Source organism: Acidovorax sp. GW823-FHT01C06, from assembly GCF_058798375.1.
Genome location: NZ_JBXAKN010000001.1, coordinates 74,795 through 100,283, shown reverse-complemented (window position 1 = coordinate 100,283; position 25,489 = coordinate 74,795). Strand labels below are relative to the sequence as shown.

General features: G+C 68.0%; 22 protein-coding genes. 10 read left to right on the top strand and 12 right to left on the bottom strand.

Annotation, left to right across the window (positions count from 1 at the left end; all coding sequences use genetic code 11):
- Positions 1-31 precede the first annotated feature (31 nt).
- From AC1RCS_RS00470 to urtA, 9 genes are all read right to left on the bottom strand, one after another.
- Positions 32-775 (bottom strand): hypothetical protein, encoded by a 744-nt coding sequence (locus AC1RCS_RS00470; protein WP_218296558.1) that lies wholly within the window; start codon positions 773-775, stop codon positions 32-34.
- A 116-nt stretch (positions 776-891) separates the two neighbouring features.
- Complete coding sequence (locus AC1RCS_RS00465) at positions 892-1,932, bottom strand: aliphatic amidase (protein ID WP_492244775.1); 1,041 nt, start codon at positions 1,930-1,932, stop codon at positions 892-894.
- Between the two features lie 16 nt (positions 1,933-1,948).
- Positions 1,949-2,293 carry an FmdB family zinc ribbon protein gene (locus tag AC1RCS_RS00460; protein WP_057228095.1) on the bottom strand — a complete coding sequence of 115 codons (345 nt, stop codon included), beginning with the start codon at positions 2,291-2,293 and terminating at the stop codon, positions 1,949-1,951.
- Positions 2,294-2,326: 33 nt separating this feature from the next.
- Complete coding sequence (gene fmdA / locus AC1RCS_RS00455) at positions 2,327-3,553, bottom strand: formamidase (RefSeq protein ID WP_218339192.1); 1,227 nt, start codon at positions 3,551-3,553, stop codon at positions 2,327-2,329.
- Between the two features lie 76 nt (positions 3,554-3,629).
- Complete coding sequence (gene urtE, locus AC1RCS_RS00450; protein WP_218296555.1) at positions 3,630-4,319, bottom strand: urea ABC transporter ATP-binding subunit UrtE; 690 nt, start codon at positions 4,317-4,319, stop codon at positions 3,630-3,632.
- A 39-nt stretch (positions 4,320-4,358) separates the two neighbouring features.
- Positions 4,359-5,102: an urea ABC transporter ATP-binding protein UrtD gene (gene urtD / locus AC1RCS_RS00445; RefSeq protein WP_369641065.1), complete on the bottom strand. Its 744-nt coding sequence runs from the start codon at positions 5,100-5,102 to the stop codon at positions 4,359-4,361.
- Between the two features lie 19 nt (positions 5,103-5,121).
- On the bottom strand, positions 5,122-6,333 hold the full coding sequence (gene urtC, locus AC1RCS_RS00440; RefSeq protein WP_369641064.1) for an urea ABC transporter permease subunit UrtC: 1,212 nt from the start codon (positions 6,331-6,333) through the stop codon (positions 5,122-5,124).
- Positions 6,334-6,379: 46 nt separating this feature from the next.
- Entirely contained in the window at positions 6,380-7,294 is a 915-nt protein-coding gene (gene urtB / locus AC1RCS_RS00435; protein ID WP_218296553.1) for an urea ABC transporter permease subunit UrtB, read from the bottom strand.
- 158 nt (positions 7,295-7,452) lie between these two features.
- On the bottom strand, positions 7,453-8,718 hold the full coding sequence (gene urtA / locus AC1RCS_RS00430) for an urea ABC transporter substrate-binding protein (protein WP_218296552.1): 1,266 nt from the start codon (positions 8,716-8,718) through the stop codon (positions 7,453-7,455).
- 233 nt (positions 8,719-8,951) lie between these two features.
- Between urtA and AC1RCS_RS00425 the strand changes: the two genes are divergently transcribed.
- Both AC1RCS_RS00425 and AC1RCS_RS00420 read left to right on the top strand, forming a co-directional pair.
- Complete coding sequence (locus AC1RCS_RS00425; protein ID WP_492244776.1) at positions 8,952-12,392, top strand: hybrid sensor histidine kinase/response regulator; 3,441 nt, start codon at positions 8,952-8,954, stop codon at positions 12,390-12,392.
- On the top strand, positions 12,389-13,300 hold the full coding sequence (locus AC1RCS_RS00420; RefSeq protein WP_218339195.1) for a response regulator transcription factor: 912 nt from the start codon (positions 12,389-12,391) through the stop codon (positions 13,298-13,300). The genes AC1RCS_RS00425 and AC1RCS_RS00420 overlap by 4 nt, the downstream gene beginning before the upstream one ends.
- A 215-nt stretch (positions 13,301-13,515) precedes the next feature.
- Here AC1RCS_RS00420 and AC1RCS_RS00415 read toward each other — a convergent pair whose 3' ends face one another.
- Positions 13,516-13,977: a PACE efflux transporter gene (locus AC1RCS_RS00415; RefSeq protein ID WP_218296549.1), complete on the bottom strand. Its 462-nt coding sequence runs from the start codon at positions 13,975-13,977 to the stop codon at positions 13,516-13,518.
- A 76-nt stretch (positions 13,978-14,053) separates the two neighbouring features.
- Between AC1RCS_RS00415 and AC1RCS_RS00410 the strand changes: the two genes are divergently transcribed.
- The gene (locus tag AC1RCS_RS00410) at positions 14,054-15,025 is read left to right on the top strand and encodes a LysR family transcriptional regulator (RefSeq protein WP_492244777.1); all 972 of its coding nucleotides are present in this window, start codon (positions 14,054-14,056) and stop codon (positions 15,023-15,025) included.
- A 3-nt stretch (positions 15,026-15,028) separates the two neighbouring features.
- On the opposite strand, the gene AC1RCS_RS00405 is transcribed toward AC1RCS_RS00410, so the two are convergent.
- Positions 15,029-15,865, bottom strand: coding sequence for an MBL fold metallo-hydrolase (locus tag AC1RCS_RS00405; protein ID WP_492244778.1), 837 nt, complete (start codon positions 15,863-15,865; stop codon positions 15,029-15,031).
- Positions 15,866-15,985: 120 nt separating this feature from the next.
- Here AC1RCS_RS00405 and AC1RCS_RS00400 point away from each other — a divergent pair, with 120 nt between their 5' ends.
- The 6 genes from AC1RCS_RS00400 to AC1RCS_RS00375 all read left to right on the top strand — a co-directional run bounded on the left by AC1RCS_RS00400 (position 15,986) and on the right by AC1RCS_RS00375 (position 23,365).
- Complete coding sequence (locus AC1RCS_RS00400; RefSeq protein ID WP_492244779.1) at positions 15,986-17,002, top strand: helix-turn-helix domain-containing protein; 1,017 nt, start codon at positions 15,986-15,988, stop codon at positions 17,000-17,002.
- Between the two features lie 104 nt (positions 17,003-17,106).
- Positions 17,107-17,508: a GFA family protein gene (locus AC1RCS_RS00395; RefSeq protein ID WP_218296545.1), complete on the top strand. Its 402-nt coding sequence runs from the start codon at positions 17,107-17,109 to the stop codon at positions 17,506-17,508.
- A 40-nt stretch (positions 17,509-17,548) separates the two neighbouring features.
- Complete coding sequence (locus AC1RCS_RS00390) at positions 17,549-18,442, top strand: PPK2 family polyphosphate kinase (protein ID WP_492244780.1); 894 nt, start codon at positions 17,549-17,551, stop codon at positions 18,440-18,442.
- Positions 18,443-18,624: 182 nt separating this feature from the next.
- Positions 18,625-19,944 carry a Glu/Leu/Phe/Val family dehydrogenase gene (locus AC1RCS_RS00385; RefSeq protein ID WP_218296543.1) on the top strand — a complete coding sequence of 440 codons (1,320 nt, stop codon included), beginning with the start codon at positions 18,625-18,627 and terminating at the stop codon, positions 19,942-19,944.
- A 377-nt stretch (positions 19,945-20,321) separates the two neighbouring features.
- Positions 20,322-21,983, top strand: a complete 1,662-nt coding sequence (locus AC1RCS_RS00380) for a class I adenylate-forming enzyme family protein (RefSeq protein ID WP_492244781.1) — start codon at positions 20,322-20,324, stop codon at positions 21,981-21,983.
- Positions 21,983-23,365 carry an MFS transporter gene (locus AC1RCS_RS00375; RefSeq protein WP_492244782.1) on the top strand — a complete coding sequence of 461 codons (1,383 nt, stop codon included), beginning with the start codon at positions 21,983-21,985 and terminating at the stop codon, positions 23,363-23,365. Before AC1RCS_RS00380 ends, AC1RCS_RS00375 begins: the two co-directional genes overlap by 1 nt.
- 55 nt (positions 23,366-23,420) lie before the next feature.
- On the opposite strand, the gene AC1RCS_RS00370 is transcribed toward AC1RCS_RS00375, so the two are convergent.
- Entirely contained in the window at positions 23,421-24,542 is a 1,122-nt protein-coding gene (locus tag AC1RCS_RS00370; RefSeq protein WP_492244783.1) for a hypothetical protein, read from the bottom strand.
- A 208-nt stretch (positions 24,543-24,750) separates the two neighbouring features.
- Between AC1RCS_RS00370 and AC1RCS_RS00365 the strand changes: the two genes are divergently transcribed.
- On the top strand, positions 24,751-25,398 hold the full coding sequence (locus AC1RCS_RS00365; protein ID WP_492244784.1) for a DUF8692 domain-containing protein: 648 nt from the start codon (positions 24,751-24,753) through the stop codon (positions 25,396-25,398).
- The last annotated feature ends 91 nt before the right edge of the window (positions 25,399-25,489 follow it).

The following is a 25,489-nucleotide window of genomic DNA, read 5'->3' as shown; positions in this document are numbered from 1 at the left end:
GCGTCCCGCGCTGGACGCGGTCGAATCGCCCTTAACGCACCGGCAGAAACTGCAGGAAAGTCCCGCCCACGATACCCTGCACGTAGCTGATGGCAGCGCGACGGTACTTTTCGGTGGTCAGGGCGGCCAGCAGGTCGAGCCGCGCGATGACCTTGCCGAACTCGCGCTCGAAGCTCAGGTTGCGGCCCTGGGGCCCGATTTCGTCGGCCAGCAGCAGCGGCTGGCCCTGGGCATTGCGGCGCTGGGCCAGCAGCCACACGGCGCTTTCCACATTGCGCGCGGCGTTGTAGAGGTGCTGGGCATCCACACCATCGAGCAAGAAGAACTCGGTCTTGCCGCCATGGGCCGTGATGATCATGTCGGCCGTCGCATGGATGAACGCCGCCACGCGGTCTCCCGCAAACTCCGGCGCCAGCGCAAAGCCCATCGCGGCGATGTCACGACGCCCCTGCAGTGGCGCCCAGGGCTGGCGCTGCAGGATGGCCGTGCGCACCTGCTCGGCGGCGTGCTCGCGGCTGGTGGTGCTGGTCTTGCGCCATTCGGCGGGGTTGCGGCGGTAGAGCTTGTCCATGAGGCGGAACAAGCCCTCCAGGTTCTCCTGCATGGCCAGCGTGGCCAGGCGGTTCATGTCGGACTGGGCCAGCTCACCGGGCGCGGCGGATGCGCCCTTGACCTCGCCGCGCTGCGTGGGCGCGTTGCCCGCGCAGCCCGCGAGCACGGCGCACAGCAGCGCACAGGACGACATCCACAGGATAGAAAAGAACGGCCCACGCATGGGGGCCGATTATCGGGCGCAGTGCGGGCCTCGCACAGTCGGTTGACACTGTTTGAAGATCTCAGGCCGCTGCAATGCATCGAACGGGCGAACCCGCGCCACACCCCCCGTTGGCGTCAGCTGCGGCCTGCGCTGTCAGGGTTGGGGATGCCCTCCATCGGGCATTCCTCGGTGCCCACCATGGGCCGCGTGATGGCTTCCACGGCCTTGCGCGTGCCTTCGGGGTCATTCACCCAGCGGGTGTAGAAGTCATACGGGCAGGCGGCCACGCCCTGGTCCCCGTCGCGGGAGTTGATCATGCCGGTGTAGCCCCGGTGCAGCAGCTTGAAGAGGTGGTTTTCGGACTGCCCGTTCCTGCGGAAGTCGCGGATCAGGCTTTTTGACAACGCTGCGTACTGCACCCCGTATTCCTCCTCGCCGCATTCACCCAGCGTTCGGCCATCAAAGCCAATCAGCGCGCTGTGGCCAAAGTAGCTGTACACGCCGTCGAACCCGGCGGCATTGGCCACGGCCACGTAGGTGTTGTTGGCAAAGGCCATGGCCTTGCTCATCAGAATCTGTTGCTCCTTGGCGGGGTACATGTAGCCCTGGCACCGCACGATGAGCTCAGCGCCCTTCATGGCGCAGTCGCGCCAGATCTCGGGGTAGTTGCCGTCGTCGCAGATGATGAGGCTGATCTTCAGGCCCTTGGGGCCTTCGCTCACGTACGTGGTGTCCCCCGGGTACCAGCCTTCGATGGGGGTCCAGGGCATGATCTTGCGGTACTTCTGCACGATCTCGCCCTGGTCGTTCATCAGGATCAAGGTGTTGTACGGCACCTTGTGCGGATGCTTCTCATGGCGCTCGCCGGTGAGCGAGAAAACGCCCCACACCTTGGCCTTGCGGCAGGCGGCGGCGAAGATCTCGGTCTCCTCGCCGGGGATGGTGGCCGCCGTGTCCATCATCTCCTGGGCGTCGTACATGATGCCGTGGGTGCTGTACTCCGGGAAGATCACCAGGTCCATGCCGGGCAGGCCGGTCTTCATGCCCACCAGCATGTCCGCGATCTTGCGCGCGTTGTCCAGCACCTCGGCCTTGCTGTGCAGGCGTGGCATCTTGTAGTTGACCACCGCCACGCCAACGGTGTCCTTGCTGCTGGAGATATCGCCGTGAATCATGGTGAAGCATCCCCAATCAATGAGAAATCATCCAGGGCCGTTTGCTGGGAAACGCCTTGGCGCCGCTGGGCGCCGTCACCGTGGCCTTGCGGCTTTGCGATGACGAACAGCAACCACAGCCTGCGGGGTGCTTGAGGCGGGCGTAGTCGCCCGAGCGCTGCGGCTCGTGCCGCGCGCGCTCGTTGGTGGCGATGGCGCTGCGTGCGGACGCACTCATGAGCGCCAGGCGCGGCGCGGTGGCAAACACGCGCGGCGATGCGGCGCCGCAGTCCGGGCAGGCGGCGGGTTCGTTGCGGTCCGCCAGCAGGCGGAAGGCATCAAAACCGCCACACTGGGCACAGGCGTAGTCGTAGGTGGGCATGGCGGTTTCTTTCTGGCGAAGGCGCCCCGTGGGTCAGGCCAGATCGGGCGACAGCGGCATGGCCACCGAGCCATCCAGGTGCTGGACCGGCCCTGCGGCGCTGGGGTTGATGTCAAAGTCAAAGATCTGCGTGGGCAGCCACAGCGTGGCGCAGGCGTTGGGCACATCCACCACGCCGCTGATGTGGCCCTGCACAGGCGCGGTGCCCAGAATGGAATAGGCCTGCGCGCCCGAGTAGCCGAACTTCTTCAAGTACTCGATGGCGTTCAGGCAGGCCTGGCGGTAGGCCACGTTCACATCCAGGTAGTACTGCTTGCCGCTTTCGTCCACGCTGATGCCTTCAAAGATCAGGTAGTCGTTGTAGGTGGGCGTGATGGGGCTGGGCTTGAAGATGGGGTTCTTGATGCCGTACTTGGCCATGCCGCCCTTGATGAGCGTGACCTTCATGTGCACCCAGCCCGCCATCTCGATGGCGCCGCAGAAGGTGATTTCGCCATCGCCCTGACTGAAGTGCAGGTCGCCCACCGACAGCCCGGCACCGTCCACATACACCGGGAAGAACACCTTGGCGCCGCGCGACAAGTCCTTGATGTCGCAGTTGCCCCCATGCTCGCGCGGTGGCACCGTGCGGGCGCCTTCGGCAGCCGCCTTGGCCTTGGCCTCTCCAGTCAGGCGACCCATGTGCGCGGTGCCCGCCGAGGGTGGGTTGGCCAGCCCGGCCGTGGGGTCCGAGTCGATCAGGGTCTGCTCACGGGCGTTCCACTGCTCCAGCATCTTGCGGTCGGGCAGGCAGCCGATCAGGCCGGGGTGGATGAGGCCGGCGTACTTCACACCCGGCACATGGCGCGAGCTGGTGAACATCCCATGAAAGTCCCAGATGGACTTTTGCGCCTGGGGAAAGTGCTCGGTCAGAAAACCGCCGCCATTTTTCTTGCTGAAGAAACCGTTGAAGCCCCACAGGCTGTCCTGCTTGGCGCCAATGTCCAGCAGGTCCACCACCAGCAGGTCGCCCGGCTCGGCGCCCTTCACGCCCACGGGGCCGCTGAGGTAGTGCACCGTGGTCAGGTCGATGTCGCGCACGTCGTCGGCGCTGTCATTGTTCTTGATGAAACCGCCGGTCCAGTCGAACGTCTCCAGCACGAACTCATCGCCGGGGTTGACCCAGCAGGCCATGGGGATGTCGGGATGCCAGCGGTTGTGGATGTTCTCGTTCTCGGTGGGCGACTTGCTCAGATCGACCTTGATCAGGGTTTCAGCCATGGCGTGCTCCTTGGAAGGGGTGGGTGATGAAAGGGGTTGAAGGCAGGACGTTGCGCTGGCGCAGCTGCGAACTTCGTCAAACAGACAGATAGGCTTTGATGCGCTGCTGGTCGGTGTCAGCGCGTGCCGTCTCATGCACCAGACGGCCGCCTTCGATGACGAACAGCCGGTCGGCCACGTCCATGGCGAATGACAGCACCTGCTCGCTCACCACGATGGTGATCTGGCGCAGCTTGCGGATCTCGTTGAGCGCCTTGGCGATGTCCTTGATGATCGAGGGCTGGATGCCCTCGGTGGGCTCGTCGAGCAGCAGCACCTTGGGGTCGGTGACCAGCGCGCGGGCAATGGCCAGCTGCTGCTGCTGCCCGCCCGACAGGTTGCCGCCCTTGCGGCGGCGCATGTCCCACAGCACGGGGAACAGCGCGTAGATGTCTTCGGGAATCTGTCGCGTCTTGGAGTTTTCCAGCCCGGTCTCGATGTTCTCTTGCACCGTGAGGGTTGGGAAGATCATGCGGCCTTGCGGCACATAGGCAATGCCCTTGGCCACGCGGCGAAAGCTCTCGTCTTTGGTCACGTCCTGGCCTGCCACGGTGATCTGGCCGCTCTTGACGGGCATCACGCCCATGAGGCTCTTGAACAGCGTGGTTTTGCCCATGCCATTGCGGCCCATGATGGCCACGGTCTCGTTGGCACGGCCGTCAAACGAGATGCCGTGCAGCGCCTCGCTCTGGCCGTAGGCCACAAACAGATCCTTGACTTCCAGCATGCTGCGCTCCTGTGGGGGTTCGGTGGGCGGGTGGCGAGGTCAATGACCGAGGTACACGTCGATGACCTTGGGGTTCGCCTGCACCTTCTCCATGGGGCCTTCGGCCAGGATCTTTCCCTGGTGCATCACGGTGACCTTGTGGGCAATGCGCTTGACGAACTCCATGTCGTGCTCAATGACGATCACCGCGCGGTTCTTGCAGATGCGCTGCAGCAGCTCGGCCGTCAGCTCACGCTCGCGGGCGCTCATGCCAGCGATGGGCTCGTCCAGCATCAGCAGCTCGGGCTCCTGCATCAGCAGCATGCCGATCTCCAGCCACTGCTTTTGCCCGTGGCTGAGCAGGCCCGCCTCGGTGTCGAGCTTGTCCCCCAGGCCGATGTCCTCGGCCACCACCTGCACACGCGCCTTGACTTCGTCGGTGCACTTGAACGCCAGCGCGCCCAGCACCGAGCGGCCCGCGGGGTAGGACACCTCCAGGTTCTGGAAGACCGACAGGTTCTCGTAGATGGAGGGGGTCTGGAACTTGCGCCCGATGCCCAGCCGCACGCGCTTGTGCTCGGCCATGCGGGTGAGTTCTTCGTTCTTGAACTTGATGCTGCCGCCGGTTGCGCGGGTCTTGCCGCAGATCAGATCCAGCAGCGTGGTCTTGCCCGCGCCGTTGGGGCCGATGATCACGCGCAGCTCGTTCTTGTCGATGTACAGCGTGAGGTCGTCGATGGCCTTGAAGCCGTCGAACGACACGGTCAGGTCTTCAATGGCCAGCGCGAAGTCGGTGTTGCTCATGAGGAGTGCTCCGGTGGTTTCAGACGCCCTGGCGGCTCACGCCATCAGGCAGCGTGGCAGACGGTACGGGCGACGATGCCGCCGCTGGCCCAGCATCGGCGGGTGGGCGGACTGCGGGTGCCCGGCCTTGGGCGGACGCCTGGCGCAACGCTTCGCGGCGGCCCTTCCACCAGGGCACCACATGGCTCTCCCACAGGCCCGCCAGGCCCATGGGGAAGGCCATGGTCACGCCGATGAAAAGCCCGGCCATGAGGAACAGCCACAACTCGGGAAAGCTCTCCGAGAAATACGTCTTGCCCGCGTTCACCAGCAAGGTGCCATACACGGCACCCACCAGGCTCATGCGCCCGCCCACGGCGGCGTAGATCACCATCTCGATGGACGGAACGATGCCCACGAAGCTGGGCGACATGAAGCCCACCTGCAGCGAGAACATGGCGCCCCCGATGCCCGACAGCGCGGCGGCCAAGCAGAAGGTGAAGACCTTGAAATTGGCCACGTCGTAGCCCGAAAAGCGCACGCGGTCTTCCTTGTCGCGCATGGCCAGCAGCAGCGTGCCCACCTTGCCGGTCTGTATCCAGCGGCACAGGACGATGGAGCCGATGAGCAGCGCCACGCACACGTAATACAGGATGTACTTGGCGCTGTCGGTGCGCGTGTCCCAGCCCCACAGGGTCTTGAGGTCCGTCATGCCGTTCACGCCCCCGGTGTAGCCCTGCTGGCCGATGATGAGCACGGTCAGGATCAGCGCCACGGCCTGCGTGATGATGGCAAAGTACACGCCGCCCACGCGGCGCTTGAACATCGCGAAGCTGATGACCCAGGCCAGCACCGTGGGCACCACGATGACCGCTGCCAGCGCAAACGGCAGGCTCTTGAAGGGAATCCAGAAGCTGGGCAGCTCGGTGATCTGGTTCCAGTCCATGAAGTCCGGGATGCCGGGCGTGGACTGGATCTTGGTGCTGATGGGGTCCGACGCCTCGAGCTTGAGGAACATGGCCATGGCATAGCCCCCCAGGCCAAAGAACACGCCCTGCCCCAGGCTGAGCACGCCGCCGTAGCCCCACACCATCACGAGGCCGATGGCGACGAACGCATAGGTGAGGTACTTGCCCACCAGGTTCAGCCGAAAGATGTCGAGTGCCAGCGGCAGCACCACGGCCAGCAGCACGGTGAGCAGTACCAGGCTGGCGAGCTGGTAGCGCAGGATCCAGGCTTTGAGGGCGTTCATGCGGAGACTCCGGTGGGCTCGAAGGAAATGGACAGTTGAGCGAATTTCATCGGCGAACTTTGGAGGCGAACAAACCCTGCGGCCGCACCATCAGGATCAGCACGATCAGCGACAGCGTGATCATCTTGGCCATGGAGCCCGCCATGAAGAACTCGGTGATGGACTGCGTCTGCGCAATGCCGAAGGCCGACACCACGGTGCCCAGCAGGCTGGCGGCGCCGCCAAACGTCACCACCAGGAAGGCGTCCACGATGTAGAGCGAGCCCGATGTGGGGCCGGTGGAGCCGATGGTGGTGAACGCTGCGCCCGCCACGCCGGCAATGCCGCAGCCGATGGCGAACGTGAGGCGGTCGGTCTTCTGGGTGTCGATGCCAATGGCGTTGGCCATGACGCGGTTGCTCACCGTGGCGCGCACCCGCAGGCCCCAGCGGCTTCGGTGCAGGGCGAGCAGCACGCCGCCCGTGACCACCGCCGTCAGCGCCAGCACGAACAGGCCATTGATCGGGATGTCCAGCCCCTCGGCGGGCGCCCAGGAGCCCAGCAGCCAGTCGGGCAAGGTCGGGCTGACCTCCTTGGGGCCGATGAAGGTGCGAAACGATTGCTGCAGGGCCAGGCTGATGCCCCAGGTGGCCAGCAGCGTGTCGAGCGGGCGCTTGTACAGGTGGCGGATCAGCCCCCATTCCACCAGCCAGCCCGCCGCAAACGCAAATCCGAACGCCGCCACGATCGCCAGCGGAAAGTAATACGGAATCATCTGCGGCGCATGGTTGGCCGCCAGGGTGGAGCCCAGGTAGATGGTGTAGGCGCCAATGGTCATGAACTCGCCATGGGCCATGTTGATCACGCCCATCTGCCCAAAGATGATGGCCAGGCCCAGCCCCATGAGCAGCAGCACGGCAAACAGACTCAGGCCCGCAAAGCCCTGCATGAGGCCGATGTTCATCATTTCGGAAAAGGTCATGTTGCAGCTCCTGCGTGGGCAGCGTTGGAAAACGAACAGCGGTGCCATGGGGCGGCCTCTTGCGAGGGACACCGAGGAAGGGCCGCCCCGCACCGAGGGTGTCGTCCCCCTCCCGCGCAGCAAGAGAGGGGGAAGGCGCGAAGCGCCTCAGGGGGTGTTTATTGATAACCTTTGGGAAATGGATCGGGCTTGATCAGCGCGGGCGACTCGGACACCACCTTGAACGACGCGTCCGGCATTCCCATGGCGATGCGCGACTTGCTCCACAGGTGGTGGTTGGCGTCCACCTTCACATAGCCCTCCGGCGCGGTGGTCAGTTCAATGCCGGGCGATGCGGCCACCACCTTGTCCACGTCAAAGCTCTTGGCTTTTTCGACCGCCGCCTTCCACAGCCAGGGGCCCAGGTAACCCGCCTGGGTCACGTCGCCAATCACGGCCTCCTTGCCGTACTTGGCCTTGAAGGCGGTCACAAACTTCTTGTTGTTTTCGTTGTCGAGCGACTGGAAGTACTTCATCGACGAATAGAAGCCCGCGAAGTTCTCGCCGCCCACCCCGGTCATTTCGTCCTCGGTGACCGACAGCGTGACGAGCAGCTGCTTGTCACCCGTGATGCCCGCGGCCTTGAGCGCCTTGTAGAACGCCACGTTGGAGCCACCCACCACCGCCACAAACAGGCAGTCGGGCTTTTGCACCTTGATCTTGTTCATGAGCGAGCCGAAGTTGGTGCTGCCCAGCGGGTAGTACTCCTCGCCCACGACCTTGCCCTTCTGGAAGTTCTCGATGTGCTTGCGCGCAATCTTCATGGAGGTGCGGGGCCAGATGTAGTCGGAGCCAATCAGGAAGAAGCTCTTGGCCTTCTTCTCGGTCTTGGCCCATTCCAGGCTGTACAGGATCTGCTGCGTGGCTTCCTGGCCGGTGTAGATCACATTCTTGGACTGCTCCAGGCCTTCATAGAACGTGGGGTAGTAGAGCAGGCCGTTTTCCTTTTCGAACACCGGCAGCACGGCCTTGCGCGAGGCACTGGTCCAGCAGCCAAACACGGCGGCGCAGCGGTCGTTGATGAGCAGCTTCTTGGACTTCTCGGCAAACGTGGGCCAGTCGGAGGCGCCGTCTTCCTTGATCACCTTGATCTTGCGGCCCAGCACACCGCCCATGGCGTTGATCTGGTCAATGGCCAGCTGCTCGGCCTGGATGGAGCCCGTTTCGGAAATCGCCATGGTGCCGGTGGCCGAGTGCAACTGGCCCACGGTGACTTCGGTGTCGGTGATGGCCAGCTTGGTGGTGTTGACCTGCGCCGTGGGCTGGCCAAAAGACCAGGCGGGCAGGCCCGCTACCGACGCGGCGCCCAGCGCCTGCAGGATGCGACGGCGGCCGGGTTCGGCCTGGACGGAGTCACTGAAGCGGGGGTCGGAGGGGTGGCTCATGAAGGCGCTCCTTGCGGGATCGGTGTGAATGAATGAAGGAAGGGACGGGACGAAAGCGGGTTGTTGTTTGCGCTGTGGAATGAAGGTTAGGGACAACCCTTGCATGCGCCCATACGTCAATTAACGTAGGGCTGCCTACGCACCCCGGTGCGCACCCTGCGCATGGCCCCGCGCACCCGTGCAGCGCCCCAACGCGGTGCACGCCTAGAACGCTTCTTGCTTGAAGCCTGCGCATGGCCCCACCGCTCCCACCCAACGCCCAGAGCGCGCCGCAGACCATCTTCCGGTTCCGGCGCGAATACAACGCGTGGGTGGCCGACGAGACCATGGAGGACTACGCGCTGCGCTACACGCCCAAGAGCTTTCGGCGCTGGAGCGAATTCCGCGTGGCGAACACCGCATTTGGGTCGCTGTCGTTCCTGGCGCTGGAGGCCATTGGTGGTGCGATTGCGCTGAACTACGGCTTCAGCAACGCCATGTGGGCGATCCTCACCGTGGGCCTCCTGATCTTTCTGACGGGCCTGCCCATTGCCTACTACGCCGCGCGCTACGGCCTGGACATGGACCTGCTCACGCGCGGCGCGGGCTTTGGCTACCTGGGCTCCACCATCACGTCGCTGATCTATGCGGTGTTCACCTTCATCTTCTTTGCGCTGGAGGCGGCCATCATGGCGCTGGCGCTGCAGATGGTGGTGGACTGGCCGCTGGAGTGGTGCTACATCGCGTCGTCGCTGGTGGTCCTGCCGCTGGCCATGCGCGGCATCACCCTCATATCGCGCCTGCAGGCGTGGACGCAGCCGCTGTGGCTGTTCCTGCTGCTGCTGCCCTTTGTGTGGATTGCACTGGCCCAGCCGCAGCTGTACCGCGACTTTGCGGGGCTTTCGGGCCTCAAGAGCGGCAGCAGCCAGTTCGACCCGCTCATGTTTGGTGCAGCGGCTGCGGTGATCTTTTCGCTGGTGGTGCAGATTGGCGAGCAGGTGGACTTTCTGCGCTTTCTGCCCGAGCGCACGTGCGCCAACCGCCTGCGCTGGTGGGGCGCCGTGCTGGTGGCAGGCCCCGGATGGATCGTCATGGGCATGCTCAAGATGGCGGGCGGGGCCTTTCTGGCGTTTGCCGCGCTGCAGTTCGAGGTGGGCGCCCAGCGCGCCGCCGAGCCCACGCAGATGTTCCTCGCAGGCTTTCACCAGGTCACGCAGGCGCTGGGCCTGCCAGGGCTGGCCGTGGCGGTGACGGTGGTGTTCGTGGTGGTGTCGCAGATCAAGATCAACCTCACCAACGCGTATGCGGGCTCGCTGGCATGGTCCAACTTTTTCGCGCGCGTCACCCGCAGCCACCCGGGGCGTGTGGTGTGGTTGGTGTTCAACGTGTTGATTGCCACGCTGCTGATGACGCTCGGGGTGTTTGGAGCGCTGGAGAAGGTGCTGGCCGTGTACAGCAACGTGGCCATCGCCTGGGTGGGCGCGCTGGTGGCCGACCTCGTCATCAACAAGCCGCTCGGGCTCTCCCCCAAGGGCATCGAGTTTCGGCGCGCGCACCTGTACGACTTCAACCCCGTGGGGCTGGGCGCCATGGTGCTGGCGGCCACGGTGGCCTGCGGCGCCTATGCGGGGCTGCTGGGCGAAGAGGCGGCCGCGTTTTCGCCCTTCATCGCGCTGGTGCTGTCGATGGCGCTGGCGCCGCTGCTGGCCTGGCTGACGCAGGGCCGCTACTACCTGGCGCGCGCGCCGGGCAACGAGTGGCGCCCCGGCGAGATCGTGCGCTGCGCCGTGTGCGAGAACCAGTTCGAGTCCGAAGACATGGCGCGCTGCCCGGCCTATGCCGCGCCCATTTGTTCGCTGTGCTGCTCGCTGGAGTCGCGCTGCCACGACCGTTGCAAGACCGGCTCGCGCGCGGCCGACCAGTTGCGCGGCGTGGTGATGGCCCTGCTGCCGCAGCGCTGGGCCATCAAGGTGAACTTTCGCCTCGGACAGTACCTGATGGTCGTGGTGTCGCTGTGCGCGGTGATGGCGTTTCTGGTGGGCGTGGTGTATGTGCAAGAGAGCCTGCAAACCCCTGCGCCCGAGCAGGTGCTGCGGATGCCGTTCCTCAAGGTGTTTGCGTTGCTGGCGCTGCTGGCGGCCGTGTGCGCGTGGTGGGTGGTGCTGAGCACTGACAGCCGGCGCATGGCGCAAGATGAATCAGAGCGGCAGACGCAGCTGCTGCTGCAGGAGATCGAGGCCCACAAGCGCACCGACGCCGAACTGCAGGCCGCCAAGGACCAGGCCGAGTCGGCCAACCAGGCCAAGACACGCTACGTGGCGGGCATGACGCACGAGCTGCGTTCCCCCCTCAACAGCATCCTGGGCTACACGCAGATCCTGCTCAAGAACCCGCACACCGAAGGCTGGATGCGCGAGACGCTGTCCACCATGCAGCACAGCGGCCAGCACATGCATGCGCTCATTGACGGGTCGCTGGAGCTGGCGCGCATCGAGGCCGGGCGCCTGCGGCTGGACATGGCCCCGCTGCCGCTGCCCGACCTGATCGAGAACATCGAAGCCATGCTGCGCCCGCAGGCCGAGGCCAAGGGCCTGCACTTTGTGGTGGAGACACTGGGCACCATGCCCGGCTGGATTCGGGCCGACGCCAAGCGCCTGCGGCAGATCCTCATCAACCTGCTGTCCAACGCGGTGCGGTTTACCGAGCGCGGCGAGGTGCGGCTGCGCATGGACTTTCGCCAGCATGTCTCGCGCATTGAAGTGATCGACACCGGCATCGGCATCGAGCCGCAAGACCTGGAGCGCATCTTTGTGCCGTTTGAACGCGGCAGCGCGGGGCGCCGGGCCAGCGAGGCGGGCACGGGCCTGGGGCTGACCATCACGCACCTGCTTGCCGAGCTGATGGGTGGCCAGCTCACACTGACCAGCACCCCGGGCCAGGGCAGCACCTTCACCGTGCGGCTGTACCTGCCCGGCATTGCGGTGGACCCGGCCTGGACCCCGCCCAGCCGCGCCACGCTGCGCCCGGTGATCGGCTACCTGGCACCCCGGCGCACGCTGCTGGTGGTGGACGACCAGCCCCTGCAGCGCCAGCTGCTGGCCGGCCTGCTGGTGCCCCTGGGCTTTGATGTGCGCGAGGCCGCCAGCGGCCGCGAATGCCTGGAGATCGTGCGCCAGACACCGCCCGACCTGGTGCTGCTCGATATCACCATGGACGACCTGGACGGCTGGCAGACCGCTGCCCTGCTGCGCGCGCTGCGCCCCGCGGCCGAGCTGCCCGTCGTGTTCGTATCGGCCAACCTGTTTGAACATGAAGCGACGCGCCTGGCCGCCCAGCAGTGCCAAGGCTTCGTGGGCAAGCCCGTGATCGAATCCGAACTGCTGCAGGCGCTGGAGCACGCGCTGCAGCTGGAATGGGTGCGCGACAACACCCCGCTGGCGCCCGGCCCGGATCCCGCCGCAGGCCCCGCCAACCCGGACGACACCCTGGCCACCCTGCCCGAAGAGCTGCGCGAAGACCTCACCCGGCTGGCGCGATCCGGCCAGGCCGCCGCGCTGCGCGAGCGGCTGCGGCGCGCACGCGGCGACCTGCCGGGCCACGCCGCCACGCTGGCGCTGCTGCAGGCCAGCGCCGACCGCTTTGACTTCGAAACCCTGGCACACCACCTGCGCGAGCCCGAAGAGGGAACCCCATGAACGACCAACCCGACGCCGCCCCGCAGATCAGCCAGCGCGTGATCCTGGTGGTGGACGACGCGCTCGACACCCTGCGCATGCTGTGCGATGCACTGGCCGCCGAAGGCTACGCCGTGCTGGCCGCGCGCGATGCCGAAGAAGCCTTGCAGCGCTTTGACCTCACCGTGCCCGACGGCGTGCTGCTGGACGCGGTGATGCCCGGCATGGACGGCTTTGCGCTGTGCCGCCAGCTCAAGGCCACCCCGCCCTGGTCGCATGTGCCCGTGGTGTTCATGACGGGCTTGTCGGACACCGAACAGATCCTGCAGGGCTTTGCCAGCGGCGGCGTGGACTACGTGGTCAAGCCCCTGCGTATCCCCGAGGTGCTGGCCCGGCTGGCCACGCATGTGCGCAACGCCCAGGCCACGCGGCTGGCGCGCGAGGCGGTGGACGTGGCCGGGCTCGGCGTGGTGGTGCTCGACGGCCAGGGCCGCGTGGCCTGGCGCTCACCGCAGGCCACGCGCTGGCTGGAGACAGCTTTCGCCCGTGAAGAGGCACCGGCCGAACGCGCGGCCGCCTGGCTGGTGCAGGCGCGCCGGGAGGGCGCGCAAACCCTGCCCCTGGCCGATGGCCGGCAGCTGCTGGCCCGGCACATGGGCGCCAGCGGCCTGGCCGAATCCATGCTGCTGCTCAGCCACGCGCAGCCCGAGGCCGCCGCGCCGCGCCACCTGCAGCAGGTGGCGCTGACCCCGCGCGAGACCGAGGTGCTGTCCTGGCTGAGCAAGGGCAAGACCAACCGCGACATCGCCGACATCCTGGGCATGAGCCCGCGCACGGTGAACAAGCACCTGGAGCACATTTTTGAAAAGCTGGGGGTGGAAACACGCACCGCCGCCGCGGCCATTGCGGGGCAGTTGCTGCAGGTCTGAGTCCGGATTTTCCGGATGGGCCACGCCTGCCCCCATTCGTCCGGGCGGAGCCTGTCGACGCCAGGGCGCTCCTTGCGAGCGGCCCTTCGACGGGCCCGGGCGACCGGCTGATCCGAGGCAGGCACCCATCAGGTCAGTTGAGGTCAAATTGACCTTTGGCGCTTATCCATCAAGCGCCAATAGCTATTAATTTAATAGCGAAATTCCTTGCAACCTCAGGCAGCCACGGGCTCCATGGCCGAGGCCGGCAGGCCGAACAGATGGTCGAACACCCAGTTGAAGACAAAGGTGTAGCACAGGAAGAACACGATCAGCCCCAGGTCCATCACGAACGCGTGCCACAGGCTGATGCCGAACCACCACGCGAACAGCGGCACCAGCGTGAAGACCAGTCCGCCCTCGAAACCGATGGCATGCGCCACGCGCCGCGCCACGCTGCGGCCGCGCACGGGCTGGCGTGCTTCCCAGCGCTCGAAGGCCCAGTTGAAGATGATGTTCCAGAGGATGGCAATCACCGAGGCCGCCACGGCCACCACGCTCGAATGGCCCGCGCCCTGACCCGTCAGCAGGGCCAGCCCCGCCGTCGCCGCCACGATGGCGATCAGTTCGTACAAGGTCACATAGATCAGGCGGCGCTTGAGGCCCTGCAGACCAAAAAGAGTAGGTTTCTTGTCCATGGGCCGGACTTTATATTCAACAATCTGACATATAAAGTCAGCTTGTTTCAGTTTTATTGATAGATCAGGAACCACCATGGCCTTCAGTTCCGACAGCGTGCAGGTCTTTCTGGCCGCGCTGGACCACGGCTCGTTCTCGGCGGCGGCACGCGCGCTCTCGCGGGTGCCCTCGGCGGTGAGCATGACGATGGCCCATCTGGAGGCCGAGCTGGACGTGCAGCTTTTCGACCGCAGCGGGCGCGAGCCCCGGCCCACCGCGGCAGCGCGTGCGCTGGAGCCCCAGGCCCGGCTGCTGGCGGGCCAGCTGCAGCAGCTCAACGCCCAGGCGCTCGCGCTGACCCAGGGGCTGGAGGAGCGGCTGACGCTGGCCATCGCCCCCGAGCTGCTCGCTGCGCGCTGGACCGGGCCCCTGGCCGCGCTGGCGCAGGAGTACCCGCTGCTCCAGGTCGAGGTGCTGGCCGCGCCGCAGGTGGATGCGCTGGAGCTGCTGCACGGCGGCCGCGCCCAGCTGGCGCTGGTGTTCGAGCGCCCCAGCATCGACGGGCGCGAGGGTTTCCAGGAGGTGGGCACCGAGACGCTGGTCGCCGTGATCGCCCCCGAGCATCCGGTGCTGGAGGGCGCACGGGCGTCGGCGAAGGCGCGGGGCGAAGACCCCGGGCGCGCCATGCTGCGCGAGGAGCACCTGACCACCACGCGCCAGATCGTCGTGGCCAGCCGCGACCTGGCGCAGACCGATCCCCGCTTTGTGTTTGCCCGGCACCACTGGCGCACCGACAACCACCTGGCCGCGCTGGGGCTGATCGAAGCGGGCCTGGGCTGGGGCTGGCAGCCCCGCGCGCTGGTGCAGCCACGCATCGAGGCCGGCCGCCTGGTGGAAATGCCCTTCGAGAACCTGAGCAACGGCACCGCGCTGTGGGTGGACGTGGTGTGGTCCAAGGAGCGCCCGCTGGGCCTGGGCGCGGCGCGCTTCGTGGCGCTGATGCGGGAGAGCACGGGGGTGCGCTCGGCCCCCGGCGACTGCACCCTCAAGAAGGGCTCCAGCGCCTGACCATCATGCGCAATTAGCTATTATTTCAATAGCATCCATGCCGCCAGTCGTGCGCCGGAACCGCCGCGCCTCGCCGTCCTCGGGCACCCACAGGCGGTGCGCCCAGCCGCCCTGCTCGGCCAGCGCACGCACTGCCGCGCGGGTGGTGGGGCAGTGGTCCAGGGCCTGCAGGTGGTTGACCACCAGGGTGCCGGGCGTCAGCGCGGCGGCCTCGGCCATGTCGGCGGCGTCCATGAGGATTTCCGCGCCGATGTCGAAGCGCGCGCCCCCAGCGGGCAGCACCGCCACATCCGGCTTCAGTCGCGCCAGGCAGTCGCGCACGGCGGGGGTCAGCAGCGTGTCGCCCGCCAGGTACACGCGGGGCTCGCCCGGCAGCTCCAGCAGGTAGCCATGGCCGTGCTCCATGAACCGGCCGATCCAGCCCCGGCCGTGCACGCAGGCGATCGGCGTGACATGGCCGCCCAGCGCGAACGGCTGGCGCTGCGGGCCGGACAGCGGCCACGCCGCCAGGCCCCGTTGCGCCAGGTAGCCCGCGTCGCGCGGCATGCAGACCACCGGAATCTGCCGCTCTCGCAGAAAACGCTTGCCCGCGCGGTCCAGGTGGTCGAAGTGGCCGCGCTGGCAGTGCGTGATGAGGGCGTGCGTCACGCGCTCCAGCGCCGCGTCCGTGCCCGGCGGCAGGTCGACGATGGGATTGCGCTCGCGCCCCTGGCCCAGGTAGCGCAGCGCAGGCAGGGCGCCGCGCGGGGCGAGCATCGGGTCCACCAGCAGGCCCACGGGGCGGCCTTCCGATGAGAATTCCAGCAGGACGGTGGCATTGCGCAGATGGGTGATGTGCATGGGGGTCTCCAACAGGGCCGGGGGGTGGGTCGATGGCCGATTGTGGGATGCCGCGGCCTGCGCGAGAATGGCCTGATCGGACAACTTCTTGCCATTTCCGGGCAACCACTTTTTTCCCCCATGGCAACACCCGTCGAGCCATCCCTCCCGCGTCGCTCCGTGCCGCCGCCCGCCGCCCCGCTGCGCCTGGGCCTGCTGCTGTACCCCGGCTGCATGCCGGCGGGCCTGTTCGCTGCCGCCGACATGGCCCGCGCGGCCGGCCTGCGGGTGCAGCGGCCCGTGGTGCAGACGCAGTGGGTGGGCGCCGACCTGCAGCCCGTGCCCACGTGGCAGGGGCCGGCGCTGGCGCCCACCGCCGCCCTGGCCGGGGCCGATGTGGATGCGGTGCTGGTCCCCGGCCTGTGGCTTTCGTCCACGAACGGCCTGGCCGCGCAACTGCAGCAGCTGGCCCCGGTGGTGCGCGCCCTGGCCGCCCTGCCCCGCCGCACGCAGGTGTGGAGCTACTGCGCCGGTGTGCTGCTGGCCGCAGCCAGCGGCCGCCTGCGCGGGCGTGGCGCCACGGCCACCTGGTGGCTGCGCGCCGCGCTGGAGCAACAGTTCGGCGCCGTGCGCTGGCGCTTCGACGAACCCCTGGTGCAGGACGGCGCCGCCACCACGGCGGCCGGTGCCAACGGCCACCTGCCGCTGATGCTGCACGCCCTGGGCGCGCGGATCGCGCCCGAGGCCCTGGCGGACCTGCAGGCGCTGCTGATGCTGCCGCGCCCGCGCGCCACCCACCCGGCGTTCGCGGGGCACGACCTCATGGCCACGGCCGACGCCGAACTGCGCCGCGCCATGCTCTGGGTGCAGCGCAGCCCCGCCGCAGAGCTGCGGCTGCCCGCGCTGGCGGACGCGCTGGGCGTGTCGCCCCGCACGCTGGCGCGCCGGGTGCAGGCCCACACGGGGCTGCCGGCGGCGCACTGGATGCGCCGCATCAAGCTGCGCCAGGTGAGCGAGGCGCTGTGCGACACGCCACGGCCCTTGAAGCGCATCGCCGAAGACCTGGGTTTTGCCAGCGAAGCCGGCCTGCACCGGGCCTTTCGCCAGGCCACGGGGCAGACGCCGCTGGCCTACCGCATGGCGCACGGGCGCGGTTGAAGAAAGAACCCCGGCAGAAGGCTGGCGGGGTAGCCCCGCAGCCGCGCTTTTGCGATCATCCGCCCTCGCCCTGCAAGATCGCCACACGTTCCGAGGACCCGCCCATGCCCCAGACCTACACCGCCACCTGCCATTGCGGCGCCGTCCATGTGCAAGCGGGCCTGGACCTGAGCCAGCCCACCTTCCGCTGCAACTGCTCCATCTGCCGGCGCACGCGCTTCTGGGCAGCCGTGGCGCTGCCGGGCCAGTTCCACATCGTGCGCGGGCAGGACGAGCTCACGCGCTACCAGTTCAACACGCGCAAGAACCTGCACTACTTCTGCAGGCACTGCGGCGTGCGCGTGTTCGGCCACGGCACCGAGACGCCGATGGGCGAGATGTACGGCGTCAACGTGGGCTGCATCGACGGGCTGACGGACGAAGACCTCTCGCGGCTGGCCATCGTGCGCATCGACGGCCGGCACGACCAGTGGCAGCAACCGCCGGCCCACGCAGGCCACTTGTGAGCTAACCTCTTTCACACCAACGCACCGCCCCTGGAACCCCATGCCGTCACCCCTGATTCCCAAGTCCCGCAACAAGGCCGCCGAGCTCTGGTCGCAATGGCAACCCGGCAAGCCCGCCGATGGCGAGGGCAAGGGCAGCAGCCGGGGCAAGCCGCCACGCGGCGTGTCGCTGCAGGACTACGACCCGGGCGCCAAGCCGTTTTCGCAGGGCGAGAAAGCCCGGGACAAGGCCGCCGTCGAGGCGCTGGCCGAGGAACTCGATGTGCTGCAGAACCTGTTCTATGCCGACAAACGCTACAAGCTGCTCGTGGTGCTCCAGGGCACCGACACCTCGGGCAAGGACGGGACGATCCGGGGCGTGTTCGGCCGCATGAGCGCCCTGGGCGTGCATGCCGTGGGCTGGAAGGCGCCGACCGAGGCCGAGCGCGCCCGCGACTACCTCTGGCGCATCCACCAGCAGGTGCCACAGGCCGGCGACATCACGGTGTTCAACCGCAGCCACTACGAGGACGTGCTGGTGCCCGTGGTCAACGGCTGGATCACGCCCGAACAGCACCAGCAGCGCCTGGCCCACATCAACGACTTCGAGCGCATGCTCGGCGAAACGGGCACCATCGTGCTCAAGTTCCTGCTGCACATCAGCCCCGAGGAGCAGCGACAGCGCCTGCAGGAGCGCCTGGACGATCCGGCCAAGCACTGGAAGTTCAGCATGGGCGACATCGAGGTGCGCAAGCAATGGGCGGAGTACCAGCGCGCCTACGACGCCCTGCTGGCCGCCACCCACACGCCCTGGGCACCGTGGACCATCGTGCCCGCCAATTCCAAGACCCACCGCAACCTGATGATCGCCACCGTGCTGCGCGAGGTGCTGCAGAACCTGGACCTGCGCTACCCGACGGGCGACCCGGCGCTGACCCATTTCACGGTGGAATGACCGGCGTGGCGGGCGGCCGCCCGGTGCCCGCGCCCGGCGCGGCCCATGGTGCAGTGCCGCATGGGGCGGTCGTTTGCGTGGTTATGCAACAAATGCATAACACACAAACACTACGGCCTTAGACAGCGTGCGGCGGCAGGCATAAGCTTCGCGGCTTGAACTGATCCCACAAGGAATTCACCATGTCTTCATCCACGGGCGCCCCAGCCTCCAACCCCGCAGGCGCAGTCCACACCCTGCCCTCGTACCTGCAGGCCGACCACCTCGGCCCCTGGGGCAACTACCTGCAGCAGGTAGACCGCGTCACCCCTTACCTGGGCAGCCTGGCGCGCTGGGTGGAAACGCTCAAGCGCCCCAAGCGCATCCTGATCGTGGACGTGCCGATCGAGCTGGACAACGGCACCATCGCCCACTACGAGGGCTACCGCGTGCAGCACAACCTGAGCCGGGGCCCCGGCAAGGGCGGCGTGCGTTTCCACCAGGACGTGACACTGTCCGAAGTGATGGCCCTGTCGGCCTGGATGTCGGTCAAGAACGCCGCCGTGAACGTGCCCTACGGCGGTGCCAAGGGCGGTATCCGCGTGGACCCCAAGAAGCTGTCGATGGGTGAGCTGGAGCGCCTGACGCGCCGCTACACCAGCGAGATCGGCCTGCTGATCGGCCCCTCCAAGGACATCCCCGCCCCCGACGTGAACACCAACGGCCAGATCATGGCCTGGATGATGGACACGTATTCCATGAACGTGGGCGCCACCGCCACCGGCGTGGTGACCGGCAAGCCCGTGGACCTGGGCGGCTCGCTCGGCCGTGTGGAAGCCACTGGCCGCGGCGTGTTCACCGTGGGCGTGGAAGCCGCCAAGCTCACCGGCCTGGCGCTCGACGGCGCCCGCGTGGCCGTGCAGGGCTTTGGCAATGTGGGCGGCATCGCGGCCAAGCTGTTTGCCGAAGCGGGCGCCAAGGTGGTGGCCGTGCAGGACCACACCGGCACCATCTTCAACGGCAAGGGCCTGGACGTGCCCGCGCTGCTGGCGCACGTGAAGACCCGGGGTGGCGTGGGCGGCTTCGCCGGCGCCGATGTGATGCAGCCCGAGGAGTTCTGGGGCGTGGATTGCGAGATCCTGATCCCCGCCGCCCTGGAAGGCCAGATCACCAAGGACAACGCAGGCCAGATCAAGGCCAGGCTCGTGATCGAAGGCGCCAACGGCCCCACGACCACCGAGGCCGACGACATCCTGCACGACAAGGGCGTGCTGGTGCTGCCCGATGTGATCGCCAACGCCGGCGGCGTGACGGTGAGCTACTTTGAATGGGTGCAGGACTTCTCCAGCTTCTTCTGGAGCGAGGACGAGATCAACGCCCGCCTGGTGCGCATCATGCAAGAGGCCTTCGCGGGCATCTGGCAAGTGGCGCAAGAGCACAAGGTGAGCCTGCGCACCGCCACCTTCATCGTGGCCTGCCAGCGCATCCTGCACGCCCGCGAAATGCGCGGCCTGTATCCGTAAGCGCCCGCAGCGGCTGCGCCGCTTCCCCCGAGGGGACACGCCGGTGGCCTGGCGTGAAGGCGCCGCCTGATTGCGCAGGGGCACTTTCTAGTCCGCCATCCTGGCCACGCCCTTACCGGGACGGGCCTTGCCAAAAAACCGCCACGCCGTGATCCGGCCTGGCGGTTTTTTCTTTGTCTGCGCACGGTGCGCCGACCTGCTTGTTGCGCCACGGCGACGGGCACGCGGCGCGCACCGCCGTTCACGGAGCCAAAGCGACCGCACAGCCGAAGCAGAAACAAGAAGATACGCGCACGTACAAATGGTCATCTTTTGCCACGGGTGCGCGTGAAAAACTTCCTTGACCTTGCTTTCACGCCCCTCCTGGGAGACTTCCGGTGGCCTTACCTTCCCTGCGCAGCCTGGTGGCGCGCTTTCTCCTGAACCGCTTGCGCACCGCCCGCGCCGTCGCCCGCCTGGCGTACCGCCTGCACCCCCACAAGCCCGCGCTCATCGACCGGCGCGGCACGCTCACCTATGCGCAGCTGCACGAGCGCGTGTTGCGCCTGCGGGCCTGGATGCAGGCGCAGGGCGTGAAGAAGGGCGACGTCGTGTTCACCTGGCTGCCCGAGACCGGCGAGCAGTACGAAACCCGCCTGGCCACGTTCGAGAACGGCACCATCTTCGCGAGCTTCCACAAGCACCTGCCGGCCGATGCGGCGCTCACCACCATGGGCCGCGTCAAGCCCACGGTGTTCATCCACGACCCGCTGCTGAGCGCTCCCATCCTGCAGGCCGTGCGCGAGCAGCTGCCCGGCCTGCGCCTGCTGGCGCTGGGGGATGAGTACGAACTGGCGCTGGCGCAGGCCACCCCCACCGCGGGCACCGCCGAGGTGCACGAGGACGACGTGTTCGCGCTGCACATGACCTCGGGCACCACGGGCCTGCCCAAGTCCATCGGCTACAGCAACCGCAAGTACCTGGACAGCGTGCGCCTGATCTCGCGCGCCATCGACTTCAGGCCACCCGCCCACGGCCCCGACGTGAACATGCTGGGCCTGCCGCTCACCGGGCCGGGCTCGGGCCTGGTGCTGCCCACGCTGCTCTCGGGCGCGGCGCTGGTGATGCCCGAGGACTTCCGCGCCAGCACGCTCGCGGGGCTGATCCAGAAGCACCGCGTGTCGCGCGCCTTCCTCTCGCCCTCGGCCATCATCGACCTGCTGGACGAGCCCACGCTGGACCAGTACGACCTGTCGTCGCTGACCCACGTGCCCTATGGTTCGGAGATGATGCCCGCGCCCAAGATCGCCGAGGCCATCCGCCGCTTCGGGCCGATCTTCCAGCAGGGCTACGGCTGCCTGGAGGCCCTGCCGCCCATCACCTGGCTGCTGCCGCACGAACACGTGGATGCCCAGGGCAACCCGCTCGGCCTGGAGGTGCTCTCCACCGTGGGCCGGGTCATGCCCGGCGTGCAGGTGGTCATCCGCGGCGACGACTTCACGCCGCTGCCGCAGGGCGAGATGGGCCTGATCACCGTGCTGACGCCCGTGCGCTTCGACGGCTACTGGCTCGACCCCGAAAAGACCGGCGAGACCCTGCGCGACGGCTGGGTGGTGATGGGCGACCTGGGCTATTTCGACACGGCAGGCTACCTGCACGTGCTGGGGCGCAGCGCCGACCGCGTCTCGCGCGATGGGCAGCTGCTGAACCCGCGCGAAGTGGAAGAGGTGGCGCACACCCACCCCTCGGTCAAGGAAGCCTGCCTGGTGCAGCATGGTGCGCAGGCTGTGCTGGTGCTGAGCCTGCGCCAGAGCTGGCGCAAGGAGCACGACTGGCGCACGCTCGAAGGCGAGATCGCGCAGTACCTGGCCGGGCAGCTGCCCGCCCACCTGCAGCCGGACGATGTGCGCATCGTCGAGGAGATTCCGCGCAGCTTCCTGAACAAGATGCTGCGCCGCGAAGTGCGGCTGATGCTCGAAGCCGCGCCGCCGCGCGCCGCAGCCTCCAGTGCGCCCACGCCCGCCGCGGTGCCTTCGTCCGTCCCGGCGGTGGCACCGTGATGCACCACAGCCACGCGCCGGGCAGCACCACGCCATCGCCCCTGACCCTCGGCACCAAGCTCAGCTACGCGGTCGGCAACGTCGGCCTGCAGATGCTGATCGCGGCGATGAATTTCATGCTCATGATCTTCTACACCGACGTGGCCCTGGTCGCGCCGGCCGTGGCAGGCGCGGCGCTGCTGGTGGGCAAGGTGTGGGACACCGTCAACGACCCGCTGTTCGGCTGGGTGACCGACCGCACGCGCTCGCGCTGGGGCCGTCACCGCGTCTACCTCGTCTACGGAGCCCTCCCGCTGGGCATTGCGGCAGCCGCGGTGTGGATGGTGCCGCCGGGCCTGTCGCCGGTGGCCGCGTTCCTGTGGATCGCCATCACGTACACCGTGTTCGACACGCTCATGACGCTGGTGCAGCTGCCCTACCAGGCGATGGCCGCGAACATGACCACCGACTACGACGAGCGCACCAGCCTCACGGCCCATGCCTCCATGGGTGCGCTGCTGGGCTTCTTCGCGGGCAGCGTGTTCATGCCGGTGCTGGTGCGGGCCGCGCCCGACGCCCGCACCGGCTATGCACTCGCGGGCTCGTGCTTCGGCCTGATCGCCGGCGCGGCCGTGGCCGTGGTGGCCTGGCGCGTGCGCGAGCCCCAGCGCGGCGCCGAGCCCGCCGCCGACGCCTGCGACCGCCAACCCATGTGGGACAGCGTGCGCGAGACCCTGCGCACCACGCTGCGCAACCGCCCTTTCCTGCTGCTGATGAGCGCTGCGACCCTGGTGCGCCTGGGCCTCACGCTGGTGCAGGCCTCGCTCGCGTACTTCGTGATCTACCAGCTGCAGGGCGACAAGGGCGACCTGCCGCGCTACATGGGCACGCTGCTCGGCGTGGTGGGCCTGTCGCTGTTCGTGTGGAAGGTCGTGGTCGACCGCTGGGAAAAGAACTGGGCGTACGTCCTGGGCCTGGTGCTGTGCGCGGGCGGCCTGGTGGCGCTGTACTGGGTGGGGCCGGGCGACCAGCGCCTGGTCATGGGCATCCTGGTCGTCATCGGCATCGGCATGGGCGCGCACTGGATCGTGCCCTTCGCCATGGTTCCCGACACCATCGACCACGGCCACATGCAGGTCGGCGAGCGCAAGACGGGCATGTACTACGGCCTGTACGGCCTGATGGACAAGCTGGCACGCACGCTGGCCACGGTGATGGTGGCCGGCATGCTGGACGTGACGGGCTACGTGCCCAACGTGGCGCAGTCGGCCAGCGCGCTGCAGGGCATCACCCTGATGACCGGCGTGCTGCCGGCGCTGTGCCTGGTGCTGGCCGTTCCGCTGCTGGTGGCCTACCCCATCACGCGGTCGCGCCACGCGGACATCCTGCACAAGACCCGCTGACCCGCGAGGCCGCGCCCCGCCAGCGCGATCCCCGAAAAGTCCGGACGAACAGGGTCTAGGCGCCGGGCGCGGGGCCCACCGGCTCCGGTGGCCGCACCCCGCGCTGCGCCAGGCAGAAAGGCTGGGCGCACTCCGCGCGGGCCGCATAAGGGCAGCCCACGGTCTCGCACAAACCGGAGGCGCCGTTGCGGGCGCGGTCCTCCTCGCGCGGCACCTGGCCGCTGGCCTGCAGCACGGCCATCTGCGTCCACGGGTCCATGCGCAGCTGCGCCAGCAGGTCGCGGCCATACACGGCAGCGGGCATCTGCGGCTGGAAATCCATCACCAGCAAAGCGCTGGTGCGGGGTGCCGAGGCCTCCAGCCCTTGCAGCACCAGCGCGAACACCCCGGACTGCAGCGACTGCGCACTGCCCGTGAACGGCACCTGCAGCGGCGCCGCCGTGGAGGGCGTGGCGGTCGCCGCCGCCGCTGCGGATGCGGTAGCCGAAGGCGCCTGCGACGCCAGCCACGGCACCGGCACGCGCAGGGTCAGCGCAAAGCCGCGCGGGCCTTCGGGCGTCTGCACGCTGCCCTGGCGCACCAGCCAGGTCTGCAGCGGCGGCGCCTCTGCGTCCACCGCGCCGCTTTCCAGCGCCTGCGCCAGCCCGATGGGCCAGGGCTGGGCGGCCGTGACCCGCTGGGGCGCCACACTGCCCGCCGTGAGCTGCGCCACCAGCGCACCCACCATGCGCAGCAGCGGCGCACCCAGCCCCGTGGCGGGCCAGTCGGCGCCCGACACGGATGCCGTGGAGGAGGCTGGCACAGGCGCGCCCACGGGCAGCGGCGGCGGTGCCAGCGCCCCCCGCGGCGCGGCGCCGGCCCTGGCGCCGGGGGCCGCAGCGGCGGCCGCGTTGCCCGCCACCCCGCGCCGTGGTTCAAAACCTGCGCCGAGCTGCTCGCGCGCCTGCGCCGAGATGCTGGCCTTGTCGGCCGCCGGGGCGGGCAGAGGTCCAGCGGGCGGGCTGGGAGAGGTCGGTGTGGGCGGAGGCGCGCTCGGGTCGGCCGTGGGCAGCGGCGCGGTCGCGGGGCCGGGCTTGTCCAGCCCCAGCAGCGCGGCCTGCCGCTGCAGGGCCGCTTCGGCCAGGAACTGGGCCACGGGCGGCAGCGCGCTGCGGGAGGGGTCGATGGGGAGGGCCATACCGGACAAGCGTGGGAGTTTCCGATTCTGAAGCGATTCCACGGGCGTGAACAGGGCACGCCGCCCGCAGCGTGCAAAACCATCAACAAGCTACCAAATGCATAGCTGAAAATGCACTAAATTCCAGCGCCAGTGGCCTATCTGATTCAAAATTGCGCCGGTCCGCTGGCACCACCCGGTGCCGGTGCCCCGTGGTTCCAAGCTCGCCATGCGCCAACGCCCTGCCCCACCATCCCACCACACGCCCGGCCCCACGCGGGCGCCCCACCCGGGGGTCGCACCCGCCCTGCTGGGCGCGGTGGCGGGGTTTCTGCTGTTCAGCGCGTGGATCTTTGCACCGGGCTGGGAGCGCGCATTCCGCTCCGACAACTCGCCCGCATCGTGGCTGTCGAGTGCGCTGCTGCTCACGCTGTGCATCACCGCGCTGCGCCTGACGGCCGAGCGCTGCCTGCCCTGGCGGCTGGGCGTGTGGCTGGTGCTGGCCTTCGGCGCGCTGGCGCTGGACGAGCAGTTCATGCTGCATGAGTTCTGGAAATTCCGCTGCCACGAATGGACCGATGCCTGCCGCTGGAGCGCCGTGCGCGAGGCGCCCATGCTGGCGGTGGCCGTGGTGGGCCTGGCCACGCTGGCCTGGTTGCACCGGGCACTGTCGCACCGCAGCACCCAGGCCCTGCTGTGGACCGGGTTCGCCGTGGGGCTGGCGGCGATGGCCGTGGACCAGTGGCCCGAGGTGCAGCCGCACTGGCCCTGGTTGCCAGGGCTGCCGGAGTTGCTGACTACGCTGGAAGAGGCGCTGGAGGTGATGGCGGAGGCGCTGGTGCTGGGGGCGTTGTTGCGGCAGCCGGGTTTGCGGTGAGTGTGGGTATCACTTCGGGCTGATTGAGCGGTCACTTTGGGCCTCAAGCCGCCGTTCAGAAGCGCCGTCCTGAAGCCGCCATTGACTTGCT